Raw genomic sequence first — 24,345 nt, forward strand, 5'->3', positions numbered from 1 at the left:
TGCCTAGGCCATGGCCCCTTCGTGCCCGTCACGATCGGGTGGCGGCTGGCTGACCCATTCCAGGGCGGCCCGCTTGTCGCGCACGCGGAAGGTTCGCATCTCCATGGAGCGGAAGACGTGGTTCTCCAGCTTCACCAGGTGGCGGATCCAGTGCTTGTCACTGACCGTGGCGGCCCGGTAGTAGCGTCCCATGTCACCGATCTGGGTCAGGCCGTAGCCGAGATCGCGCAGGAAGGCCGTGAAGGTCATCCAGCGGATGTCGTCGATCTCGGCGTAGAGACTGACACGCGGGTTGGCCTTCTTGGCGGACTCGATGGTGTCGATGGCCCGCTGCAGGTCATTGGCGTCGACGCGCCCGCTGACGCGCATCGCGACCACGTGAGCGGCGCCCGAGGGCAATAGTTCCAGCATGGTTCGATCCTCCTTGGAGGGGCTTGAACGCGCCGGCTGACGGGCCACACTCGGTGGGCAGGCTGGCGCGTATCAATCGCCATGTATTCGGTGCTTCCCCACAGTATGGCACTGATCGGGTGACAGGCATGCCGACGCCGGGTTCCAGCCGGTGCGCTTCACCTTCGATGCCGACAGCGACAGGTATTCCATCATTGGCGCACGTCGTCCCTATCGGCATGGAAAGCCTCGATGGGGTGGTATTATTGTTATGTTATAACGTATATTATTTGCCGTGCTGCCATGTTGAATGCGGGACATGCCGAATGGAGGAGAGACGACGATGACAAATGTCCGGGAGCCGCTGCCCGTTACCGTGCTGTCAGGCTTTCTGGGTGCCGGCAAGACCACCTTGCTCAATCGCATCCTGGCCAATCGCGAGGGGCGACGCATCGCCGTGATCGTCAATGACATGAGCGAGGTGAACATCGATGCCGACCTGGTGCGTGGCGATGGAGGCGGGCGTGGCGATGTGGCGTTGAACCGCGCCGAGGAGCGCCTGGTCGAGATGAGCAATGGCTGCATCTGCTGCACCTTGCGCGAGGATCTGCTGGAGGAAGTGGGACGCCTGGCCCGCGAAGGGTGTTTCGATCAACTGGTGATCGAATCCACCGGCATTTCCGAGCCCCTGCCGGTGGCCGAGACCTTCACCTTCGAGGACGAACTGGGACGCAGCCTGTCGGATGTAGCGAGGCTGGACACCTTGGTCACGGTGGTCGATGGCGTAAACTTCCTCGAACAGTATCGCCAGGCCGACTCGCTCGAGCAGGCGGGGCAGAGCCTCGGCGAGGACGATGAGCGCAACCTGGCCGATCTGCTGGTCGATCAGGTGGAGTTCTGCGATGTGCTGTTGATCAGCAAGGTCGACCTGCTCGAAGCCGAGCAACTGGCGGAGCTGGAGGCCGTGCTGCGGGCCCTCAACCCGCAGGCCGAACTGCTCGCCATGCGCCATGGCGAGGTGCCGCTGTACAAGGTGCTGGATACTGGCCTGTTCAATTTCGAGCGCGCCAGTCGGGCGCCCGGCTGGCTCAAGGAACTGCGTGGGGAGCATAAGCCGGAGACGGAGGAGTACGGTGTCTCGAGCTTCGTCTATCGGGCACGGCGTCCCTTCCACCCTCGGAAGTTTTTCGACCAGCTGCACGAGCGTGGATTCGGCGACCGCCTGCTGCGTTCCAAGGGATTCTTCTGGCTGGCCAGTCGGCCGCGCCATGCCGGCCAGTGGAGTCAGGCAGGCGGTATTGCGCACCACGGGTTGGCCGGGATGTTCTGGAAGGCCATTCCCGAGGAGCACTGGCCCGATGAGCCGGCCTTTCGGCAACGCATTCTCGAAAAGTGGCAAGAGCCGTTCGGCGACATGCGCCAGGAACTGGTCTTCATCGGCCAGGACATGGACGAGGCCGGCATCCGGCGTGCCCTGGACGATTGCCTGCTCGACGACGAGCTGCTGCAGGCAGGCCTCGATGCCTGGCTCGCCTTGCCCGACCCGTTTCCGAGCTGGAATACCGTCGATGAACGGGAGGCGTCATGATGTCGGAGACACTCGAGGACGTGGCCGCGGGCCGCACGGCGAGGCATGGCACGTTGAACTGGGTGGGCATGGAAGGAATTGCCCTGCCGGTGCGCGTGGCCGGTCACCCCGTCGACGCACGGGTGGCGGCATCGGTCAGCCTCGACGATCCCGGTGCCCGGGGCATTCATATGTCCCGGCTCTACCTGTTGCTGGGGGAACTGGCGGAACGCGAACTCGGTGTCTCTCGACTCGCCGGACTACTGGAGGCCTTTCTGGCGAGCCACACCGGCCTCTCCCGACGGGCGCGGATCGCGCTGACGGGCGAGTTGACGTTGCGGCGGCCGGCGCTGGTCAGCCCCTTGGCGGGCTGGAAGGCCTATCCCGTCGCGCTTCGAGGCTGGCGCGAGGGCAACAACGTCGAGACGCAGATCGAACTGACGGTGGGCTATTCCTCGACCTGCCCCTGTTCGGCGGCGCTGGCGCGCCAATTGATCCAGCAGCAATTCGACCGGGACTTCGGCGATGAGGTCCCCGAGCCTGCGGTAATGCGCGACTGGCTTGGCGAATCGCATGGCATCCTGGCCACGCCCCACAGTCAGCGCAGCGAGGCACGGATCACGGCGCGGCTTGCCCATGGGGTCGATGCGCCGCCCTGGCTGGCCTTGATCGAGCGGATCGAACAGGCGTTGGGCACGGCACTGCAGACAGCGGTCAAGCGTGTCGACGAGCAGGCCTTCGCCCTGGCCAATGGTCAGAACACGATGTTCTGCGAGGATGCGGCGCGTCGATTGCACCAGGCGTTGAGTGAGGCGCCGGGCATCGAAGGGTTCCATGTACGGGTGGCGCATGCCGAGAGCCTGCACGCACATGATGCGGTGGCGGAGACGCAGGCTGATTGGTGGTGGATAGATTGACGGTTGCCGGGTTTCGGCGAGCTGCCTATGTTGAGGCTGTACCCAACAGGAGCCAAACCGATATGCAGCCCAGGATCAGCATGATCACGCTCGGGGTCGATGATATCGAGCGGGCCGTACGTTTCTACGAGCAGGGGCTCGGCTGGCCGCGGCTCGAGTCGCCGCCGGAAGTGGCCTTCTTCACCTTGAACGGCACCTGGCTGGGGCTCTATGGCCGCGTGGCCCTGGCCGAGGATGTCGGCGTGCCCGCGGGTGAAAAACCGGCGTTCGGCGGCGTGGCGCTGGCCCACAACGTGGCGAGCGCGGCCGAGGTGGACGCGGTACTGGCCCGGGCGGTGGACGCCGGGGCCAGCCTGGTCAAGCCGGGCCAGAAGGTCTTCTGGGGTGGCTATTCCGGTTACTTCGCCGACCCCGATGGCCATCTCTGGGAAGTCGCCCATAACCCCTTCGTGTGGATCGGCCCCGAAGACTCGTGAGGCCTTTTCATCCCGAGAGTACCTGGGGCAACCACAACGCCAGCTCGGGCCAGACGCTGATGATCAGTGCGGCCAGGCACATCAGCGCGAAGAACGGCGCCGCCGCCAGGGCCACGCGGCTGATGCTCTCGCCGGTCAGCCCCTGGAGCACGAAGAGATTGAAACCCACCGGCGGGGTAATCTGCCCGAGCTCGACCATGATCACCAGGAAGACGCCGAACCACAGCGGGTCGTAACCGGCCTGGATGATGATGGGCAGGGTGATCGGCAGGCTCATCACGGTGATCGAGATGCCGTCCAGAAAGAGTCCGAGCAGGATGTAGAAGAGCGCCATGGCCAGCAACAGGGCGATCGGCGAGAAGCCCTGTCGGGCGATCCAGCCGGCGAGCTCGCTGGGGAGATGCAGATAGCCCATGGCCGTCGAGAGCAGGGCAGCGGCGACCAGCAGGCTGCAGACCATGACGGCGGTGATCAAGGCGCCGCGCAAGGCGGAGAGAAACAGGCCGAGGGTCAGCTGGCGCTCCATGGCCAGCAGGATCAGGGTAGCCCCGCAACCGATGGCGGCGGCTTCCGAGGGGGTGGCGATCCCCGTGTAGATCGCGCCGAGCACCACCACGACCAATCCCAGTACCGGGGCCAGCAGGCACAGGGCCTGCCAGGGCGTGGTCGAGTCGACCACCTGCCGTGGAGCCAGGGACGGACGCGCCAGGCAGCGCAGCATGACATAGCCGATGTAGAGCAGCGCCACGATCAGGCCGGGCAAGACGCCGGCCATGAACAGCTTGCTGATCGAGACCTCGGCCTGGACGCCATAGACGATCATGACGATCGATGGCGGGATCAGCAGCCCCAGGCTGCCGGCACCGGCCAGCGAGCCGATCGACAGGCTCCGGTCATAGCCCCGGTCGGCGAGCTCGCGGGTGGTGATCTTGCCGATGGTCGCCGTGGTGGCGGCGCTGGAGCCGCTGACGGCAGCGAACAGGGTGCAGCCCAGCACGTTGGTGTGCAGGATGCCGCCGGGCAGGCGTCGGGTGAGGGGCGTCAATCCCCTGAACAAGCGCTCGGAAATGTCCGAGCGAAAGATGAGTTCTCCCATCAGGATGAACAGTGGAATCGCCGAGAGCTCCCAACTGTTGGCGGCACGAAACAGGATCTTCGACAGGATTAGCCCGATGCGGTCGAAGCCGAAGTCGCCCAGGCCCCAGAGCGACAGCATCGCGACGATTACCAGACCGGCGAAGACCCAACTGCCCAGCGCCAGCACGCCGAGCAACAGGGCCAGGACACCGAGCCCGATCAATAGCATATCCATTCATTGCACTCCGCTGTCGAAGGAGGCGCGCTCGACCAGAATCCTGAGCGTTCGGGCGACGAGTATCAGGCACAGCAGGTATAACCCGACCAGCACGGCGCCCTGGGGAATCCAGAGCGGCGTTTCGGCCAGCGTCTCGCTGACGATGCCGCGGGCGTGGCTGCGCTCGACGGCGATGGTCCAGAAATGCGCCAGCCAACCGAAGACGAGCAGGGTGGAGAGACTGGCGAAAAGTTCGAACGGCCAGCGCCAGCGTTTCGGAAACCGCTCGAGCACCAGCGAGACGCGGATCAGGCCGCCCTGCTCGAGGGCGTAGGGCAGGCTGAGAAAGGTCATGGCTGCGACGCTGTAGCCGATGAACTCATCGAGCACGAAGGTGGAGCGGCCGAACAGTCGCAGGACGATCTCGAGCAGGATGTGGCCGAGCATGTAGACGATCAGCAGCATGCCGAGCCAGGCCCCCAGCCTTGCCAGTCCGGAGGAGACCTGGCAAAGCCGGGTGCCGAGTGTCTCGAGCAGGCCCCGGGGGCGTGCGGGCGTCGTCGGCATTATTGCGGCGCCTGGGCGTTGTCGAAGTCTTCGAGGATGCGTTCGCCGCGCTCGCCGATGTTGTCGAGCCAGTTGTCGACCACCGGAGTGGCGGCGTCCTCGAGGCCGGCACGGAAGGCGTCGGGAATCGGGTCGTGGATGGCGATGTCATGCGATTCGAGGGTCTCGTAATTCTGGGCGACCCGCTCCTTCACGACCTCCCAGTTGTGCTCGTCGGTCTCCCGGGCGGCCTGCATGATGGCGTCCTGCTCGGACGCGTCGAGCGATTCGAAGGCGTCACGGTTCATGTGCACCATGTTGAGCGGGATGGCGTACTTGATCGCGCTGAAGTCGTTCAGGTGTTCCCAGAAACTGCCGTTGGCGCCGGATTCCGCCGAGGTCAGCACGGCCTCGATGCCGCCGGTGGCCAACTGGGGCACGACGTCCGCCCAGGAGAGCTTGACCGGGGCAGCCCCGGCATTGCGCAGGATCTCGGTCCCGTTGCGGTCGTAGGTGCGGATCTTGAGGTCCTGCAGGCCCTCCATGTCGGTGACGGGGTCTTTCGACCAGATGCCGCTGGCCGGCCAGGGGGAAGCGTAGAGCAGCACCTGGTTGTTCTCGCTGAAGACCTTCTCGTACTCGGGGCGGGCAATCTCGTAAAGCGTCTTGGCCGATTCGACGTCGTCGGCGAGAAAGGGCAGTGACGACAGGAGGAAGATGGGATCGATACCGCCGAGGGTGCCGGACAGGGTATCGGCGATCTGCACGGCGTTGTCGGCTACCGCATAGAAATGGTCGGCGGAGCGAAAACCGAGAGAGGCCCCCGTGTGCAGGGTGATCTCCAGTTCGTCGTCGGTCAGTTCCTCGACGCGCTGAATGAACCAGGCGTCGCCTTCGGCATGGATTGAACTGGCATTGTACTCGTTGGAAAAGTCCATCTGAGTGGCGGCTTGCGCGTTCAGCGCCAGTCCACCGGCGGCGGTGCCGGCGATGAGGGCAAGCAGGCCTATGCGGTGGTGCAGGGAATCGATCATGGAGGGGGTCCTTGTAGAATTGTTCTTGAACGGTCGTCGTTTCAGCTTCCGGCATTTGCGCATGGCAAGGAAGGCGCCGACACGACAGACACTGTCTTCATCACGACGAGCTGCATCATGATGGTCTCCACCAAGACAGCCTAGTCGGACGAACTGCATCTCCACCATGTCTTGCAGGGTCGCGTGCTCGTCGTTGCGTCAACGTTCCCCGGGAAAGGCGCTGGGCCACCTGCTCGGCGACCCGGCGGGGTGGGGGATGGCATCAGTGGGAGGGAGGGTGCTCGGCCATCTCGCGATCCAGTCGCTGAGCCACGGCACCGGGAGAACCGGTGCGTCGGGCCAGTAGATCATAGGCCACGGGGACCACGAACAACGTGAACAGCGTCGCGGTGGCCAGCCCGCAGAGGATCACCGTGCCGAGCACCAGGCGCGTCTCGGCCCCGGCGCCACTGGAGACGATCAGGGGCACCGCACCGGCCATGGTGGTCACGGCGGTCATCACGACCGGGCGCAACCGGGTCACCGCGGCCTCGACCAGTGCCTCGTGGAAGGCGTGGCCGGCATCGCGCAGCTGGTTGGCGAACTCGACGATCAGGATACCGTTCTTGGCAGCCAGCCCCACCAGCATCACCAGTCCTACCTGGCTGTAAGTGTTCAATGACTGGCCACTGAGTCCCAGCCCCAGCAGGGCGCCGATCATCGCCAGCGGGACCGTGAACATGATCACCAGCGGATGGATGAAGCTCTCGAACTGGCCGGCGAGCACCAGGAAGACCACCAGTACGCCGAGGGCTAGCAGGAAGGTGGTGGCGCTGCTGGCCTCCTGGTAGTCCCGTGCATCGCCCTTGACGTCGGTCTGTACCTCGGGAGGCAGGAGCTCGTTGGCCGTGGTTTCCAGGTACTCGAGTGCCTCGCCCATGGAGTAGCCGTCGGCGAGATTGGCCTGGAGGGTGATCGCGCGCAGGCGGTTGTAGCGATTCAGGGTGCTGGGCCCGGCGAAGTCGGTGAGGGTGACCATGCTGGACAGCGGGACCAGCTCGTCCGAACGTGACGAGCGCACCATGATGCTGTCCAGTGAGCGGGGGCTGGGCCGGGAGCCGCGTTCGCCCTCGAGGATGACGTCGTATTCCTGACCGTCGTCCACGTAGCGTGTCACGGTGCGTCCGCCGAGCAGGGTTTCCAGGGTGCTGCCGATCTCGCTGACGGTGACGCCGAGATCGGCGGCGCGGGTATAGTCGATGTCGACCCTGAGTTGCGGCTGATTCTCCTCGTAGTCGCTGTCCAGATTGAGCAGGTTGGGGTTGTCCTCCCGGATGTGCTCGATCATGGTGTCGCGCCATTCGGCGAGTTGTTCGTAGGTGCCGCCGCCGAGGACGAATTGCATCGACTGGTCCATGCTGCCGCCACCGCCGAAGCCCTGGGGCATGATCGGGAATGCCTGAACGCCGGGGAGGTCGGCGAGGCGTGAGCGGATCTCGTCCATGATCGGCCAGGCCGCGCGCCGGTTGTCCCAGTCGCTCAGGTTGACGATGACAAAGCCACCGTTGAAGTTCTCGATGGTGCCCCAGCCGCGTGGCGCACGCACCAGGATCCGCTCGACCTCGCCACGCTCGCGCAGTGGCAGCAGCCGTGCCTCGATCTCGTCCATGTAGTCGAGCATGTAGTCGTAGGTGGCGCCGGGAGGCCCGTTGATCAGCACGAAGAAGGTGCCGCGATCCTCCTGGGGAGTGTACTCCCGGGGCAGTTGAGCGTTGAGCCAGACCATGGTCCCGATCAGGGCGAGAAACAGCGCCATGACCGGCCAGCGCCAGCGCAGCACGCGTTCGAGCATGCGACGATAGACGGCACGGCTGGCGTCCAGGGCGCGGTGCACGCCGTGGGCAATGCGGCCTTCATGCATGTCGCGCTTGAGGACCTTGGACGCCATCATCGGCGTCAGGGTCAGTGCCAGCAATGTGGAGATGGCAACGGCGGCGGCCAGGGTCAGGGCGAATTCCGAGAACAGCCGGCCGATGTCGCCTTGCAGAAAGCTCAGCGGAACGAACACCGCGATCAACACCAGGGTGGTGGCAATCACCGCGAAGGCGATCTGGCGACTGCCCCGGTAGGCGGCCACCAGCGCCGTTTCACCGAGCTCTTGCATGCGTCGGTGGATGTTCTCCAGCACCACGATGGCGTCGTCGACGATCAGGCCGATGGCCAGCACCAGGGCGAGCAGGGTCAGCAGGTTGATGGTGAAGCCCATGGCCGCCAGGGCGGCGAAGGTGCCGACCAGGGCGATGGGCACGGTGACTGCCGGGATCAGGGTGGTGCGAAGGTTGCCGAGGAAGACGAAGATCGCGACCACCACCAGCGCCATGGCGATGAACAGGGTCCGCACGACTTCGAAAATGGCGTTGGAGACGAAGGTGGAGGCGTCATGGTGGAGCTTGAGTTCCATGCCGTCCGGCAGGGTCGGCGCGACGCGGGCCAACTCCGCCTTGACCGCTTCGGAGAGGGCCAGGACGTTGGCGGTGGACTGTTTGCGGATGCCCAGGCCGACCATGGGCACGCCATTGCCCCGGAACAGCGAGCGTTCCTCCACCGCGCCGATTTCCACGCGGGCCACATCGCCCAGGCGGACCAGATAACCGTTGTCGTCCCGTGACAATGCCAGGGTCCGGAAGTCCTCGGGGGTGGCGAAGTTGCGAGGCAGGCGCACCATGAACTGACGGTCCAGGGACTCCACGGAACCGCCGGGCAACTCGACGTTTTCCTCGCGCAGGGTATCCTCGACGTCGCTCACGGTGAGGCCCCGGGCGGCCAGGGCGTTGGCATCGAGCCAGACGCGCATGGCGTATTCGTAGCCGCCGCCGACGATGACCTGAGAGGCGCCATCCTGTACCGAGAAGCGGTCGGTGAGATAACGCTCGGCGTAGTCGGTGAGCTCGCCGATGTCGTAGTCGCTGCCCGACAGGGAGAGCCAGATCACGATATCGGAGCCCGAGTCTTCCTTGCGCACCTCGGTGGCGTCGGCGGCATCGGGCAGGTTATCCCGAGCGCCGGCGATGCGGTCACGGATGTCGTTGGCCGCCGCGTCGATATCCTTGTCCAGGCCGAACTCCACGCTGATGCTGGAGCTGCCATCCTCGCTGGACGAGGAGATCACCTCGATGCCGCTCACGCCGCTGATGCGATCTTCCAGCACCTGGGTGATGCGGGTTTCCACCACGCTGGCCGATGCACCGGGATAGTCGGTATCGATACTGACCACGGGTGGATCGATGGAGGGATATTCCTGCAACGGCAGGCGATCGAGCGCGAGCAGGCCGAAGGCCACGATCAATGCCGCCAGTACCGTGGCCAGTACCGGACGCTGAACGGAAATGTCGGACAGGCGCATCAGGCATCTCCTGCATCGCGGTTGGCCTCGAGCAGTTCACGTACCGAGGTGTCATCATCGGCGATGCCCAGCAGGCGAATCCGCGCCCCGTCGTGGGCGCGCTCCACGCCGTGGCTGACGATCAGGTCGCCGGCGGCGAGCCCCTCGAGGATCTCCGCTTCCCCGGGGCGTCGTTCGCCGACTCGGACCTGACGGCGCGTTACACGATCGTCATTGCCTTCGTCTATGACCAGTACATAGTGACGCTCGCCTTCGGGAATCAGCGCCGCCTCGGGTATCGCCAGGGTCTGCCGAGGGTGAAGAGGCACGGTGACTTCCATCAGCATGCCGGGGCGCAGCTTGCGCTGCGGGTTGTCGATCAGGGCGCGAATCGACACGCTGCGACTGACGGGATCGACGCGGGTGCCGATGGTGGCGATTTCTCCCTCGAAATCGGATTCCGGGAAGGCGGCGCTGGTGGCGGTGAGCGACATGCCGGGTGACAGGGAGCCGAGCGCCACCTCGGGGACCTGGAAATCGAGCTTCATGCGGTCGATCTTGTCGAGTGTCGCCAGCTCGGTGCCCGGCGTGACCAGGGTGCCGACGCTGATCTGGCGAAAACCGACCACCCCCGAAAACGGTGCCTGAACCTGGTAATTGTCGAGCTGGGCCTCCAGGGACTCGACTTCTGCCTGTGCCTGGCGAAGCTGGGCGCGACTGTCTTCGGCGTCGGCGCGGGTTCCCAGGTTGCGCTGCTGCAACTGGGTGAGGCGGTTTACCGCCGACCGGCGTTCGTCACGCAAGGCCTCGGCAGCGCGCAGGTCGGCTCGAGCCTCGGCATCGGAGAGGCGTACCAGGACGTCGCCGGCCTCGACTCGCTCGCCGCCCTCGAACTCGAGACCGGTGATGGTCTCGGTCACGGTGGCCGACAGGGTCACGCTCTCGTCGGCCTTGAGGGTGCCCAGAGCATCCAGCGGGTCGCTCCACCGGGCAAGCTCGGCGCGGGCGGCGATCACCGCGGTGGGTTCCCGGGAAGACGGGTCCTGAGCGAACAGGGGAGACGCCAGGCTCAGGCCGAGCAAGAGTAGCGACAGGCGTTTCCGCCAACAGGCGGCTTCGGGTCTCGAGATCATGACGGGCTCGTTGGGTCCAGCGGGTGGTGAGATCGGGCCTCCAGCCCTGGCTAGGGTCTGTACGAAAAGTGCCTGCACTCGGTGATACGGTGTTGAAATCGGTCTCAAACTGCTCATTTACTCCTTGTAAACTGCGCTTTCTCGACCGATTTCGCCTTGTCTCACCTTCGCTCGCCGGCTTTTCGTACAAGACCCAGCATGTCCCAGATTACCCTGCTTCGAGAACCAGAGTGTGGCAAGAATGCACAAGTTCTGATCCGCCATCGGCGGCGTGCTCTGCTAGAATGCGCGGTTTTGCGTTGCCATGGGCATGATGGGGAGACGGCGTGCGTTCTGCAGGGGAGAGGGGCATGACATACGACGTGGTCGTGATCGGTGCGGGCGCCGCGGGCCTGATGTGCGCCTTGACGGCGGGGTACGCAGGACGCCGCGTGCTGGTGGTGGATCATGCCAACAAGGCCGGCAAGAAGATCCTGATGTCCGGGGGCGGTCGCTGCAACTTCACCAACATGGCGACCACGCCGGCGAACTTCTTCTCGCGCAATCCGCATTTCTGTATCTCGGCGCTCAAGCGCTATCGTCCCGAGCATTTCGTGGAGCTGGTCGAGCGGCACGGCGTCGAGCACGTGGAAAAGGCGCCGGGGCAGCTGTTCTGCGCCGGTTCGGCGAAGGAACTGCTGGATGTGCTGCTCACCGAATGCGACTGGGCCGGCGTCGACCTGCGTCTCAAGACCTCGGTGAAGACGGTGGAGCGACTGGGCGAGGGCATGCGACTGTCGACCAGCCTGGGGCGCATCGACGCGGGGGCGGTGGTGGTGGCGACCGGTGGCCTGTCGATTCCGACCATGGGTGCCACGGGGTTCGGCTATGACATCGCCCGCCAGTTCGGCCTGGACGTCACCGAGACCCGGGCCGCCCTGGTGCCCTTCACGCTGACGTCGAACTGGAAGGCGCGTGCAGCCTCGCTGGCCGGCCTCAGTCACGAGGTGGTGGTGCGCTGCAATGGCGGCGAGTATCGCGAGCCGATGCTGTTCACCCATCGAGGCCTCTCCGGGCCTGCCATGCTGCAGATTTCCAGCTACTGGCAGGCCGGCGATGCCCTGACCATCGACCTGTTGCCCGATACCGATGCCTTCGACGCCCTGGTGGCCGCACGCCGGGAGACACCCAAGCGGCGTCTTGCCACCTGGCTCGCCGAGCGGCTGCCGCGTCGCCTCGCTCAGGCGATGGTGGAATGGTATGGCGGGGATACCCCCCTTGCCGAGTGCTCCAATGCCACGTTGACGGCCTGGGCCGGTCATCTCAACGACTGGCATCTGAAGCCTGCCGGCACCGAGGGCTGGCGGACCGCCGAGGTGACCCTGGGCGGCATCGATACCCGTGATCTGTCGTCCAAGACCTTCGAGGTCCAGGGCCTGCCACCGCTGCGTTTCATCGGCGAGGTGCTCGATGTCACCGGCGAGCTAGGCGGCTACAACTTCCAGTGGGCTTGGGCCTCCGGTGTGGCCTGCGGGCAAGCGGTGTAGCGGCAGGCTGGCCAGTCGCCGCTCCCTGCCTTCTATACTGAGGGTGTCATCGCGAAGGGAGGCTGCCATGGGCAAGTCGCTGCAACGCCGTCGCCTGGGGAGCGTGGTCGGTGAGGTCGGGCTGGACCTGCTGAATGATGCGCGCCGAGCCAGGCCGCGCATCATGGATCCCGAGGATGCCGAGGGGCTGCATGATTTCCGCGTGGCGGTACGTCGCTTGCGGGTGTGGCTACAGGCCTATCGGGATCAGCCCGGTGTTTCCTTTCCCAAACCCTTGAGACGCGAGCTGCGCGATCTGGCCCGGGCGACCAATCGGGCTCGGGATGGCGAGGTGATGCTGGTCTGGCTGGAGCAGACGCTACCCATGCTGCCCGTCGCCGAGCGTGGCGCGGGCGAGTGGTGGCGGCAACGCCTCGAGCACGAGGTGTCGGAGGCCTACGACGCGGCGAACCTGGCGATCGAGACCCACTTTTCCGGGCTGGAGGCCCGTCTGCAATCACGGCTCGACAACCTGCGAACCCGCAAGAAAGGCCGGACACCGAGCTTTGGCGAGGCCAGCGCCGAGGTATTGTCGACGCTGCGCCAACGCCTGGTCGCAGAGGTCGAGGCGGCGGGATCCGTGGATGAGGCCGAGTCCCTGCATCGACCGCGCATCACCGGCAAGCGCATCCGCTATCTGTTACGGCCATGGCGCAAGGTGTCGCCGCGTTGTCGGCACGCGGAGCGGGCGATGAAGGATTTCCAGGACGCCTTCGGCGTACTGCATGACGACCTGGTGCGAGGGATGGCGATCCGTGCCATGGCCCTCGATCAGGCGTCCGAGGAACTCGATGCCAGGCTCGCCGAGGCGGCCCGAGGTGCAGCGCCTCGAGCGTCGGCACCGCGTCACCTGCGAGGGTTCATGGGCCTGCTCGGCGAGAACCGGCGGCGCCTGCTGACGCATTACGAGCTTGCTATGGGCGCCGAGGGGGTCGGCAACATCGGGACGCTGTCGGCGCGCCTGGAGTCGGCCGGCACGGCCATGCGCGATGCGTCATCCTAGGCGCTGGTCCAGTTCATGCCACAGGGCCTGGTAGTTCCGGGCGGCGACACTGCGCGGCGCGTAGGTGTGGACCGGAGCGCGCTCGAGTCCCATGCGTTCGACCACGCTGGCCGAGGGAATCACCGTGGAGAGCATCAGCGGCCACTGCGATTGCATGGTGTCGATGACCTCGCAATGCAGCTTGCGACGTCGGTCGGCCAGGGTGATGAAGGGCCAGAAGGTGCAGTCCTGATCCCGGTCGTCGAGGAAGTCTCGCAACTGTTCCAGGGTGCGCAACGAGAGGGTGGTCGGCACGACCGGCACCAGCAGGGCGTCGACGCTCGAGAAGATGTTTTCGGAGAGGTGCGAGAGGCTCGGCGGGCAGTCGAGGATCACCAGGTCGTAGTCGTCGCGAACCGGCTTGAGGATCTGACGCAGGTGGCTGTTGCCGCGCTTGGCCAGCAGACGGTCCATTTCCCGCGAGGCCAGGGCCGCCGGAAGCAGGTCGAGGTCGTCCACCTGGGTGGATCGGATCACCTTGTCGAAGGACGCCTTGCCCTTGACCAGTTTTTCAACGCCGCCTCGTATCTTGGGCTTGCTGCGCAGGTAAAAGCTGGTAGCGGCCTGGGGATCGAGGTCCCAGAGCAGCACGCGGTTCCCGGCGCGGGCGGCCTGGGCGGCCAGGTTCACGGCCGAGGCGGTCTTGCCGACGCCGCCCTTGATGCTGTAGAGCGCCAGCATGCGCATGGGGGGTGGACTCCTTGATCGTCATTATCCGGTTATCGGCTTGACACATAACCATAACAGGAGTGACACACGAGAATGTTACGGCGCGATGATATTAACCCGGCAAACTTTTATGTTGGGTTAATCGCGGCACAGGGAAGTGCCGCCGCCGGCCGTCAGGCTGGCGCGAGCCCGCGCCACACCAGAAGATCCACGTATCTGCGCCAGCGTGGTGCGGGCGACAATCAAATAGATCAGGACGATCTATTTGATTGCCAGGTTAATAGATGGCGGCGAACCGCTCGGGCGCGCCGGCGCGAAGGGGAACGTTCAGTGACGACTGGGCAGCAGTGTCTGGAGTCGCTTCAGGGTCAGGGCACCGAGAACCAGGTGTCGCCCGAGCTTCAGTGCCTTGCCTGGACGTCGCAGCAGGGGCCAGAGTAACAGGCCGCCCACCGTCAGGGCCGGCGTGCGATAGCGCCTCGCCAGTTGCCAGCCGGCCTCGAACGGGCCGGCCGCATCGTGCCAACGCTCGGCGGCCAGCAGGATATCGACGCGTTGCTGCTCGATGGTCGCCTCGAGCGCGGCCTTGCGTTCACGACGGTCCGGCTCATTCCTGCGCGTCACGTTGCGACTCCACCAGTTCGCGGTCCAGGGCCAGGTGCTTCAGGGTGCTGGCCAGCAGGGTGGGGCGACGTGCCAGGTGCATGACCCAGGCCGCCAGCCCCGCGCCGCCGAACAGCAGGACGCCGGCGCTGACGGCAATCGCGGTCAGGCGGTGGCTGTCCCAGAAGGCGACGATGATCAGGGCGGTCAAGGCGCCCAGGCCGAGCAGCAGCAGGATCAGGCTGAGCCCGGCCAGCATCAGCAGGGTGATCAGCCGGGCGCGTTCTTCCTCGAGTTCGAGCACGGCGAGACGCAGGCGCGTCTCGCCGGTGGCCAGCAGGCTGCCCAGCAGGCGCTTGGCGGCGTCGAACAGACGCTGTGCCGGTCCTTGGCTCGCCGACATCAGCGCCGCCCGAGCAGCATGCCGACGACAACCCCGACGGCGGCACCGATGCCGATGCTGGTCCAGGGGTTGTCATGGACGTAACGGTCGCAGGCATCGGCCTGGCGCGTCACATTGTCGCGAGCTTCGTGGTAGACGCGCTCGCCGCGGGCCTCGAGGCGAGCGCGGGTATCCTTGAGGCTCTTCTCGGCGCGTTCGCGCAGTTCCTTGACGTTGTTGCGCGAGTCGTCGGCGGTGGCGTTCACCAGTTCCTCGACGGTCTGGGTGAGGTTGTTCAGGTCTTCCCTGAGCTGCTGGGAAGCTTCACGGCTATGTGGAGTGCGATCGGTCATCGGGTCTTCCTCTGACGGTACATGACAGGTCCAGCATAGCAGGCGCCGTTTGCGGCGCAATCATTCTGGAGTCCGCTCAGCGCTCGAATTCGCCCGAGGAAAACAAGGGGTTCAGGCTGAACCCGATACCGAGTCGGTGCACGCTGCGGTCATAGTCGATCAGGCTGTCCCCGTAGCCATGGAAGTACTGGACATGACCGCGGACCTTGCCGAACAGCGGCCAGGAATAATCGAACTGGGCACCCATGTGGCCGCTGTCCGGGTTGCCGCGCCACATCAGGCTGGCTTCGTGACCGTCGAACAGTCGCCGTGCCACGGTGACATCGCCATAACCCACGAAATCCTTGATGTCGGGATTGTCGTCATCTTCCTCGGATTCCGGTACCCGCCAGAAGGGCGCCAATGAGACGGCCCAATCATCGTTGACGAAGGTGCTGGTCAGGATGACGCGGTTCCAACTGCGTGACATGTCGCCGGAACGTCCGTTGGATTGGTGGTTGAGCGAGAGCCGATTGTGAATATTGGTCCAGCCGGCGAATGCCCAGTCGTTGTCGAAATCGGCGAAGATTTCGGGTTCATAGTTGGTCTCGCGGAACGGTGAGGAGGCATCCGTGTTGTAGGCCTGCCACCAGCTGCGCTGGGTATAGCCGAAATAGAGGTCGCCGCCGGCGGGCAGCAGTTCTTTGGCGAGTTCGAATTTGGCGCTGAACTGGAATTGCATCTCCATGCGATCAGCATCGGCCCCATCGTCGATGCCATCGAGGGTACGGTCGCCAGGACGGGCGGTATAGCTGAATGGCAGCAGGTAGTTGCGCCGGTGCGTGGTGATGGCGAAGGGATTGTGCTCGGATTCCTGTTCGAGCAGGCGGCGCTTGGCCACTGACTCTTCCAGTTCCTGATTCTGGCCGTCCTCGGCGGGCACCTCGGTGCGAGGGACCGTAGCGGTGTCGTCGCGCAGGCGTCCGCGCAGTTGCCGGAGTTCCGACTGCAGGGACTGAATGCGTGATTCGATGGCTTCCCGCTCGGCGTCGGTGAGCGACTCGGCGGCCGCCCCCTCGGAAACCAGGCCAACCAGCATCAGGGAAAGAATGAGTCGTGAGGGCTTCATGCGCCGCCTGCAATTACCGGGGTATAGGACGCCGTTTCTACCATGCCGGTGAGGCAAGTCAACTGTGGCGGCATGGCGACGTCTGGAATTGCCTTGTCGGCGATATGCATCGAGAATCACAGGAATCCCCTTGGTGTCACCGACGATGAGGTGTCCGTGAGCGTAGTGTCGCACCGTGCCGGCATGAAAGTATTGCACATTGTTTGCCTGTTGATGGTCCTGGTCGGCTCGACGGCCTGGGCGGTCGAGCCACCGACCCGCGAGACGATCGAGCAGCGCCTGGACGAATTGCGTCCGTCCGAGGGCCAGGAGCCCGATGCAGCCACTCAGGAAAAGATCGATATCCTGCAGGCGGCACTCGATGATCTGGCGGCGAAGAAAACCGCCGAGACGCGGCTCGAGGATCTCGAGGCGCGAGTGGAACGTGCACCCGCTGAACTCAGGGAATTGCAGCAGGCCCTGTCGGAGAACCAGGACGAGGCACCCACGGCCTCCCTGGAAGCGTTGGAGTCGCTGGAGCTGGGGACGCTGGAGGAGCGTCTGGAGGAGGCTGCCGAGGCGTTGCGTCGCGATCAGGATCGTCTATCGGAAATCGAGACGCGCCTGCTCGGCACCCAGACATTGCCCGAACGCGCCCAGCAGGGCATTTCCGACGCGACCCAGACCGTGGAGGAGAGCCGCCGTACGCTCGAGGACCTGGCGGCCCGCGACGTCGACGCAAGCGACCCACGCCATATTCGGGCTCGTGTCCAGCGAGCCCTGGCCGAGCAGCGCCTGGCGTTGCATCAGCGGGAACTGGCGACCAATTCCCGGTTGCGGGAACTGGCACAGCAGCGTCGCGACTTGCTCGAGCGTCGCGTGACCAGCCAGGAGGCCCAGGTATTGACCCTGCGGCGGCTGATCGACCAGCGCCGCAGGGAGCGCTCCGAGCAGGCCATCGCCGAGGCCGTGCAGGACGAGCCCGATGACGTGGCGAGCCATCCGTTGGTCAGCGAGGCTCAGCGCGTCAATCGAGACATGAGTCTGGAGCTGTTGCGCATCACCAGTCGTGCCAACGAGCTGGTGCGGCAGGGGCTCGAGGCACGGCGGCAGCTCGACCAGGTACGTCAGCTCCAGCGGGGCATGGATGAGCACGTGGAAGCGATTCGCGGCAGTACCCTGCTGTCACAGATCCTGCGCGAACAGCGCCAGGCCTTGCCCAAGGTCGAGGTGCGAGGCGGGTTGAAGGACGAGATCGCCGACTGGCGACTACGCCAGTTCGAGCTGGATCGGCAGCGCGAGTCGCTCAAGAATGCCGAAGCGCTGGCGCGGGAACGGATGGAGAATGCGACGGGCGACGAGGTGTCGACGGCATTGGTCGCGCCGTTGTCCCAGTTGTTTCGCGCGCGCCGCGATCTAATGGATCAGCTCGAGCCGACCTATGGCGAGATGCTCAGCGCGGCCATCGAGCTGCAGCTCCATCAGCAACAATTGCTGTCCACCAGCCGTTCGCTGCGCGACACCATCGACAAGCAACTGTTCTGGGTGGCCAATGCGCGCCCTCTGGATCTTGCCTGGTTGCTCAAGCTGCCGGATCACCTGATGACCGAGTGGCGGGAAGGCGAATGGCGTCATGTCTTGCCGAATCGCTGGACGATGCCAGATGCCGGGGCATTGCTGGCCGTACCGCTGCTGCTGCTGGCGGCAGGGCTGCTGATGCTCAGGCAGCACCTCAAGCGCCGACTGCTGCGCCTGCACGATGAGATCGGCCATCTGCGGCGTGACAGCCAGGCCCATACCCCCAAGGCGGTGTTGTTCAATGCCCTGTTGGCGATCCCCTTGCCTTTGACCCTGGCGAGTATCGGCGTGGTGCTGGTGATGGGAGGGCAGGGAGTCGCTCCGGACATCGGTGGGTCGCTGGCGCAGGTCGCCCTGGCCTGGGCGGTGGTGGCCTGGGCGCGCCGCTTGCTGGTCGCCGACGGCGTCGCCGTTCGCCAGTTCTACTGGCCGCCGGCCTATGTGGCGAGGCTGCGCTACTGGTCGTTCTGGTTGCTCGCGGCGATGATTCCGGTTCTGCTGGTTGCGCCCCCCGCCCGCGATGCCGGCATCAACCTCAACCACCGTCCCCTGGCCATGGCCGTGCTGCTGGCAGGGTTTGCGGGGATGAGCCTGTCGCTGGCCAAGCTGATCATGGCCCATACGCCTTTCTTCGGCGTCAAGTTCTTTCGACTGGTACTCGGGTTGGCGATGGCGGCGGTGCCACTGCTGCTGGGGGGGCTGGTGGTGTCCGGCTATGCCTATACGGCCTTGAGCCTGGTCAGCCGGTTCGTGATCACCCTGTACGTGCTGGGTGTCTGGATTCTCGTCGAGGCGGCGGTGGTGCGTGGCCTGGCCGTGGCTGCCCGTCGCCTGGCCTATCGTCGTGCCCTGGCGCGTCGACGCGCCCTGCAGGAGCATGAGGGCGAGAGCGGGCTGGATGTCGTCGAGGAGCCGCCACTGGACATGCAGCAGGTCAACCAGCAGTCCTTGCGCCTGGCCAAGCTGGCGTTGTTGATCGGCTTCCTGGCCGTGCTCTACCTGGTCTGGGCCGATCTGCTTACCGTGTTCGGTTACCTGGAACAGGTCATGCTGCTGGGTGGCGAGGGCCAGCAGGGGGCCGAGCTGGTGGGCGGCGCGGTGTCGGTGGCCGATACCATCGTGGCCTTGCTGACCATTGCCTTGACCCTGATGCTGGCGCGTAACCTGCCCGGACTGCTCGAGGTGATGGTGCTGTCGCGACTGGAGCTCAAGCAGGGCAGTGCCTACGCCATCAGCTCGCTGCTCTCCTACACCATCGTCGGCACCGGCGTGGTCATGGCGCTGGGAACGCTGGGCGTCTCCTGGGGCAAGCTTCAGTGGCTGGTGGCGGCGCTGGGCGTCGGGCTGGGCTTCGGGCTGCAGGAGATCTTCGCCAATTTCATCTCGGGGTTGATCATCCTCTTCGAGCGCCCGGTGCGCATCGGCGACACCATCACGCTCGGTCATTTGACCGGCACGGTGAGCCGTATCCGCATCCGAGCGACCACGGTCACCGATTTCGATCGCAAGGAAATCATCATTCCCAACAAGACATTCGTCACCGACCAGCTCATCAACTGGTCGTTGTCGGATAACATCACGCGGGTGATCCTGACCTACGGGGTGGAACTCGGCTCCGATCATCGCCTGGTACAGCGCCTGTTGCAGCAGGCCGCCGACGAGAACGAGCGAGTGCTGCACGATCCGCCGCCGGAAATCTTCTTCATGCGCTACAGCGAGAATGCCATGGAGTACGAGCTGCGCATCTACGTCAACAGTCTCGGCGATCGGCTATACGCTACCGACGAACTCAACGGGCGGGTCGGCGAGCTGTTGGCCGCGCACGACTTGAGCATTGCCTTCAACCAGATGGACGTCTGGCTGCACCGTCGCGACGGGGCTCGTACCAAGCTGCCGTCCCGGTCGTCCTCGCCGTCTTCGGGGAGCGAAGCGCCACGTCATCCGCCACCCGGCGCGGCGGGGGATCCCGGTGATGTGGATGGTGGCGGCGATGGTGGGCGTTAAGAGGGTGGTGACAAACGCCGCTTTTTCGGCTGATTTCGCCTGGCCTGGCGGTCGCTCGTGACGTTTGTAAACACTCTCTTGGGTGTCTCAGCGTCGTCGAGCGTACAGGAGAAACTCGCGGTTGCCGTCGCCGCCGCGAATCGGACTTTCGCGCCAGTGGTGAATCGCGAAACCGGTGGTCTCGCAGGCGGCACGCAACTTCGCTTCCACGTCGGCGTAGCGGTGCGGTTCGGTGACCAGCCCCTGAGCGTTGACCCCTTCGGGGCCGACTTCGAACTGTGGCTTGACCAGTGACAGCAGTTCGCTGCCCGCGGGCAGGATGGCAGCCAGTTCGGGCAGGATCAGGGTCTGAGAGATAAAGGCAACGTCCATGACGGCGACGTCCACAGGATGCGAGCGCAGCGCCTCGAGCAGCCGGGCGTCGTCGCGCATGGCCCGGGCATTCAGGCCTTCCAGGCAGAGGACGCGATCATCTTCGCGCAAGCGGTCATCGAGCTGGCCGCGGCCTACCTCCACGCCTACCACGTGGCGAGCGCCGTGGCGCAATGCGCAGTCCGTGAAGCCGCCGGTGGACTGGCCCACGTCGAGGATGCCCCGGCCGCTCAGGGGGAGCGACAGGGTCTCCAGCAGGGCTTCGAGCTTGAGGCCGGCCCTGGACACATAGCGTTCTTCGGGATCTTCATCGACCATCAGCTCCACCGTCTCGGCGAGTTTTTCGCCGGGGCGCCTCAGGACCTTGCCGTCGTCTGTCCGACGTACCCGACCATGACGAATCAGTCGCTGGGCGCGGGTGCGTGAGCGGGCCAGGCCCTGGCCGAGCAGGAGTTGATCGAGGCGTGGCATGATGAGCGGTTCCGGCAGCGAAAAGCGCCATTATGTCATAACGAATGATGGGGCCGGCGCACCGCGGATCCGGTGCGCCGGCCCCGTGGGTATCAGGAACGCGGAGGGGCGCCCCTGGAGGCTTGCAGCCCTGCCGGCGGAAGGCGATCGGCTCCCCAGCTGCGCTCGATAAAGCCGATGACGCGGTCGAGCTCCTCCTGGGGTACCTCGGCCAGTTCGCCGCGTTCCAGTGGGTCGTGGTGGAAGATGTAGAGACGGGAAGCGAACTGGTCGAAGGGCAGCGAGGCTTCGCCGAAGCGCTCGCCCCGACCGGCGGTGCTGACCGTGACGCCATCGCCCCAGTTCTGTCCGCTGTCGTTGTTGGGGTTGTAGAAGTAGACGCGGGTGATGCCCTCGGGATCGATCCCGGCGCGCAGGATCGTGATGGCGTGCCAGCCGATGAACCGGGCGGCGCTGTCGGTCACGGCGATGCCCGCCGGCTGAGGGTGGATCAATGGCTGGTTGCCGTTGTAGTCGGGATGGTAGCTGGCATAGAAATGGCGCAGGAAGGTGTCCAGTTCGCTCAGCTGGCCGCTGGCCACATCGACGTTGATGCGAAAGCCGCGTCCCGACCACCAACCGTGAAACTCGGGGTTGACCCAACGGTGCGGATCGCCTTCCCGGCCGATGCAACGACGGCCCATTTCGGCATAGATCCGGTCCAGGTGGGGCACCACGATCAATGAGACCGGGTCGAGATCCATGGGCAATTCGTTGGCCACGCCTGACAGGCTCGCCATTGACGAGATCGGCTGGCCCTCGAAGTGCATGATGATCTCGTCGTCCCGGGCCGCCCAGGCGACCATCTGCAGCAGATAGTCGGGATCGTTGTAGGCCCACATCGACAAGGCTCGCGCCGATTGGCAGGTCGGATTGTTGCCCTGGCCGATTCCCAGCGGCAGTCCCAGCATGCAGAGCACGCCTTCCAGCAGCCTGGCACGGGGCGGAACGCTCTCGCCGTAGGCCAGGTTGAGGCGCAAGCGGGACCACTCCGATATCACCAGGCCAAGCTGGCGCCACATGGCCGGTGCCACCGGCGGCTGATAGAGAATGCCACGTTCGAGCAGCAGTGCCAGGCCATAGGCCGCCTGGGCCGTTTCCGGCAGGATGGCATCACGGATCAGGGCGCGTACCAGTTCCCGGTAGCACAGCAGACCATCACGTCCCGTGGCGGAGAGACCCAGTGCCTCGGCAAGCAGATGATCGCTGTGATCGGTGAGGTGCAGCAGCAGCACGGGATGATAGGGCGATACCAGGCCCGTGTCGTGCATGGCCCGTGCGAAGCCCGTGGCCTCCGCCTGCAGGGCGGTCGCATCCATGCTTTCCAGGCGCTCGCGATAGATATCGACGCCGGGATCCTCTCGACAGGCCTGGGTCGGGCCGAACAGCGAGCTGACGAGGCGGTCGGCCCCTTGCCCGCTGGCGCCCAGGTCGATGGCCGGATCGGCCTGACAGATCGCGATCTGCGTGATCATGCGCTTGACCGGCTCGACCTGGATCGGTCGCTGATTGAGGATGCGCCAGATCTCGTCGATCAACTGGTCGATGATGTATTCATAGCCGATGCGCGTGGCCAGATGCTGGAACAGCTGGCGAGGCAGGTTGACCAGCCGCCCTTGGGTGGCCCGCTCCGCTTCGGTGGGGGCACCGAACAGCAACGAGAGGTTCAAGGCCATGACCTGGGTCATGTAATGGTGCGCCTGCTCGGTGGAGATCAGCGGATGGCGTGTCTCGCCCTTGGCGACGGGCAGCAGGCGCAGCTCGCTCAGGGCCTCGATCACGACGGTGTTCGGGTCGGGACTATGCAGCGCCTGAACGGTCAACGAGGGCAGCAGAAATTGGGGCGTTTCCCAGTCGGAGCCTTGGAAGATGCCCGCGATCTCCATTTCCGCGGCCCGGGATTCCACTGCCGCGCATCCGCCGTCCTGCAGCATGGCCCGACGAGCCGTGTCCAGCACCTGGGGTAACTTGCCGGGCTTGGCAAAGGCCGGTGCCTCGGCCAACTGGCGGATGGCGGTATCCAGCCTGGTCAGCAGGGCGGCGAGCCTGCCGTCGTCGGACGACTCGCCGTTCTGGGGGTGGTTCGATTGCGTCGTCACGCGGACTCCCGATCATCACTTTTCGTCATGACGCCCCGTTCAGACATAGAAATCAAGTTCTTCCAGCGTCTTGAGCAGGTCGCGCAGGCGATGGGGATCGTCGCCCTTGAAGTAGGTCAGGCCCCAGTGAGTCCCGAAGGCAGTACGCTTGGTGACGGTTTCCTGCAAGGGGGGCGTGAGTTCGTGAGATTCGAAGTAGGGGTGATCTTCCACTTCCTCGGGAATTTCCAGGCGACTGACGACGCGCAGGCGCGGATAGACGCCGAAGCAGCCGGCGTAACCGTCGGCATCGACGACTTCCTTCGGGAAGAAGGCGGCGACTTCCTCGGGGGTGGCCCTGGGATCGAAGACCAGCATGCTGGCCTGGTAGGCGTTGAAGCCGTAGACACGCTCGAGGAGCTCGAAGACCTTGAAGCCGGGCGGGCGATAGGCGACTTCGCCGAAATACATCTCGCCGTCGCTGGTGACGAAGTACTCCGGGTGGATCAGGCCGAACTCGATATCGAAGGTCTTGATCAGTTTCTCGATCTGGGCGGTGATCTGCGGACGGTAGCGCTCGAGCTCGGGAGAGGCGGGCACGAACACCGAATAGCCCAGGGTCACGTACTCGGAGATATTGAGAAAGGCGATCTTGCCGTTGTGGATCCAGGCCTCTACGGCGAACTCCCAGCCATCCAGGTGGGACTCCATCAGCACCGGGAATTCCTCGTCCGGAATGGTATCGACCTCGTCGGGGGTGCGAATCACCCGATGGCCCAGGCAGCCGGCCTTGTCGAATGCCTTGAGGTGAATGGGGTCGTTGGGATCGCCGTCGAGCTTGAGCAGCGTCTGGTTGACCCGCTTGAGAAAGCGAACGACGTCGTCCTTGTCGTGGGCTTCTTCGAAGATGCCGACGCGGATGCCGCCGAGCTGTGCGCGTCGCTTCATCAGGGCCTTGTCGCGCAGCAACAGCGATTGCCCATAGAGCCGCGGATTGTCGAGCAGCACCGAATTGATGGCACCCGCCCATTCCACCGTTTCCTCGTATAACGGGATGGCGACGTCGACGCCCATTTCCTTGAGCGTTTCGGCGATCTCCATGGAGCGGTCGTTCAGGCGCTCGAAGTTCCAGGAAACGTAGGGGAGGTCGTGCTTCTGGCAATACTCCTCTGCCCAGTCAGGCGCCACGACCACATAGCGGCGGTCGAAGTTCTCGGCGGCCTCGATGGCATTCAGGCTCCAGCCCAGCAGGGCGATGTAACCCTTGTCGGGGTCTTTCTGCATAGGTACCTCCTCAGGGTAAACGACGACGTGCCGGCACTCGGATGACCGCACGCTCATGGTGTTCAGCATAGCCGAGTTCCATGGTGGCCGGGCGTATCCG

General features: G+C 65.0%; 20 protein-coding genes. 6 read left to right on the forward strand and 14 right to left on the reverse strand.

Annotation, left to right across the window (positions count from 1 at the left end; all coding sequences use genetic code 11):
• Positions 1–3: 3 nt before the first annotated feature.
• Positions 4–411, reverse strand: a complete 408-nt coding sequence (locus LU493_RS15295) for an STAS/SEC14 domain-containing protein (protein WP_275288662.1) — start codon at positions 409–411, stop codon at positions 4–6.
• Between the two features lie 322 nt (positions 412–733).
• On the opposite strand from LU493_RS15295, the gene zigA reads away from it, so the two are divergent.
• The 3 genes from zigA (at position 734) to LU493_RS15310 (ending at position 3,350) form a co-directional block, all read left to right on the forward strand.
• Positions 734–1,978 (forward strand): zinc metallochaperone GTPase ZigA, encoded by a 1,245-nt coding sequence (gene zigA / locus LU493_RS15300; RefSeq protein ID WP_275288663.1) that lies wholly within the window; start codon positions 734–736, stop codon positions 1,976–1,978.
• Entirely contained in the window at positions 1,975–2,874 is a 900-nt protein-coding gene (gene folE2 / locus LU493_RS15305) for a GTP cyclohydrolase FolE2 (protein ID WP_275288664.1), read from the forward strand. Before zigA ends, folE2 begins: the two co-directional genes overlap by 4 nt.
• A 62-nt stretch (positions 2,875–2,936) precedes the next feature.
• Entirely contained in the window at positions 2,937–3,350 is a 414-nt protein-coding gene (locus LU493_RS15310) for a VOC family protein (RefSeq protein WP_275288665.1), read from the forward strand.
• Between the two features lie 7 nt (positions 3,351–3,357).
• Here the strand turns inward: LU493_RS15310 and LU493_RS15315 are convergent, their stop codons facing one another.
• The 5 genes from LU493_RS15315 to LU493_RS15335 all read right to left on the reverse strand — a co-directional run bounded on the left by LU493_RS15315 (position 3,358) and on the right by LU493_RS15335 (position 10,718).
• Positions 3,358–4,662 (reverse strand): TRAP transporter large permease, encoded by a 1,305-nt coding sequence (locus tag LU493_RS15315; protein ID WP_275288666.1) that lies wholly within the window; start codon positions 4,660–4,662, stop codon positions 3,358–3,360.
• The gene (locus tag LU493_RS15320; protein ID WP_343076096.1) at positions 4,663–5,211 is read right to left on the reverse strand and encodes a TRAP transporter small permease; all 549 of its coding nucleotides are present in this window, start codon (positions 5,209–5,211) and stop codon (positions 4,663–4,665) included.
• On the reverse strand, positions 5,211–6,224 hold the full coding sequence (locus tag LU493_RS15325) for a TRAP transporter substrate-binding protein (protein WP_275288667.1): 1,014 nt from the start codon (positions 6,222–6,224) through the stop codon (positions 5,211–5,213). Before LU493_RS15325 ends, LU493_RS15320 begins: the two co-directional genes overlap by 1 nt.
• Before the next feature lie 262 nt (positions 6,225–6,486).
• Complete coding sequence (locus LU493_RS15330) at positions 6,487–9,606, reverse strand: efflux RND transporter permease subunit (RefSeq protein WP_275288668.1); 3,120 nt, start codon at positions 9,604–9,606, stop codon at positions 6,487–6,489.
• A complete protein-coding gene (locus tag LU493_RS15335; RefSeq protein ID WP_275288669.1) occupies positions 9,606–10,718 on the reverse strand; it encodes an efflux RND transporter periplasmic adaptor subunit in 1,113 nt (370 codons plus the stop codon). The genes LU493_RS15330 and LU493_RS15335 overlap by 1 nt, the downstream gene beginning before the upstream one ends.
• A 350-nt stretch (positions 10,719–11,068) precedes the next feature.
• On the opposite strand from LU493_RS15335, the gene LU493_RS15340 reads away from it, so the two are divergent.
• Both LU493_RS15340 and LU493_RS15345 read left to right on the forward strand, forming a co-directional pair.
• The gene (locus LU493_RS15340) at positions 11,069–12,244 is read left to right on the forward strand and encodes an NAD(P)/FAD-dependent oxidoreductase (protein WP_275288670.1); all 1,176 of its coding nucleotides are present in this window, start codon (positions 11,069–11,071) and stop codon (positions 12,242–12,244) included.
• A gap of 67 nt (positions 12,245–12,311) precedes the next feature.
• A complete protein-coding gene (locus LU493_RS15345) occupies positions 12,312–13,286 on the forward strand; it encodes a CHAD domain-containing protein (protein ID WP_275288671.1) in 975 nt (324 codons plus the stop codon).
• Here LU493_RS15345 and LU493_RS15350 read toward each other — a convergent pair.
• From LU493_RS15350 to LU493_RS15370, 5 genes are all read right to left on the reverse strand, one after another.
• Positions 13,278–14,012: a ParA family protein gene (locus LU493_RS15350; RefSeq protein WP_275288672.1), complete on the reverse strand. Its 735-nt coding sequence runs from the start codon at positions 14,010–14,012 to the stop codon at positions 13,278–13,280. The genes LU493_RS15345 and LU493_RS15350 overlap by 9 nt on opposite strands.
• Before the next feature lie 309 nt (positions 14,013–14,321).
• Entirely contained in the window at positions 14,322–14,618 is a 297-nt protein-coding gene (locus tag LU493_RS15355) for a YqjK family protein (RefSeq protein WP_275288673.1), read from the reverse strand.
• The gene (locus LU493_RS15360; RefSeq protein WP_275288674.1) at positions 14,602–15,000 is read right to left on the reverse strand and encodes a phage holin family protein; all 399 of its coding nucleotides are present in this window, start codon (positions 14,998–15,000) and stop codon (positions 14,602–14,604) included. The genes LU493_RS15355 and LU493_RS15360 overlap by 17 nt, the downstream gene beginning before the upstream one ends.
• Entirely contained in the window at positions 15,000–15,332 is a 333-nt protein-coding gene (locus LU493_RS15365) for a DUF883 family protein (protein WP_275288675.1), read from the reverse strand. The genes LU493_RS15360 and LU493_RS15365 overlap by 1 nt, the downstream gene beginning before the upstream one ends.
• A 76-nt stretch (positions 15,333–15,408) precedes the next feature.
• Positions 15,409–16,440, reverse strand: a complete 1,032-nt coding sequence (locus tag LU493_RS15370; RefSeq protein ID WP_275288676.1) for a phospholipase A — start codon at positions 16,438–16,440, stop codon at positions 15,409–15,411.
• Positions 16,441–16,482: 42 nt separating this feature from the next.
• Between LU493_RS15370 and mscK the strand changes: the two genes are divergently transcribed.
• The gene (mscK, locus tag LU493_RS15375) at positions 16,483–20,001 is read left to right on the forward strand and encodes a mechanosensitive channel MscK (protein WP_428994570.1); all 3,519 of its coding nucleotides are present in this window, start codon (positions 16,483–16,485) and stop codon (positions 19,999–20,001) included.
• A gap of 87 nt (positions 20,002–20,088) precedes the next feature.
• Here mscK and LU493_RS15380 read toward each other — a convergent pair whose 3' ends face one another.
• The 3 genes from LU493_RS15380 to LU493_RS15390 form a co-directional block, all read right to left on the reverse strand.
• Positions 20,089–20,844: a TlyA family RNA methyltransferase gene (locus LU493_RS15380; protein WP_275288678.1), complete on the reverse strand. Its 756-nt coding sequence runs from the start codon at positions 20,842–20,844 to the stop codon at positions 20,089–20,091.
• A gap of 92 nt (positions 20,845–20,936) precedes the next feature.
• On the reverse strand, positions 20,937–22,982 hold the full coding sequence (locus tag LU493_RS15385) for a hypothetical protein (protein ID WP_275288679.1): 2,046 nt from the start codon (positions 22,980–22,982) through the stop codon (positions 20,937–20,939).
• A gap of 39 nt (positions 22,983–23,021) precedes the next feature.
• On the reverse strand, positions 23,022–24,245 hold the full coding sequence (locus tag LU493_RS15390; RefSeq protein WP_275288680.1) for an ATP-grasp domain-containing protein: 1,224 nt from the start codon (positions 24,243–24,245) through the stop codon (positions 23,022–23,024).
• Positions 24,246–24,345 lie beyond the last annotated feature (100 nt).

It is taken from the genome of Halomonas elongata (assembly GCF_029081005.1).
GTDB classification, from domain to species: Bacteria; Pseudomonadota; Gammaproteobacteria; order Pseudomonadales; family Halomonadaceae; genus Halomonas; species Halomonas elongata_B.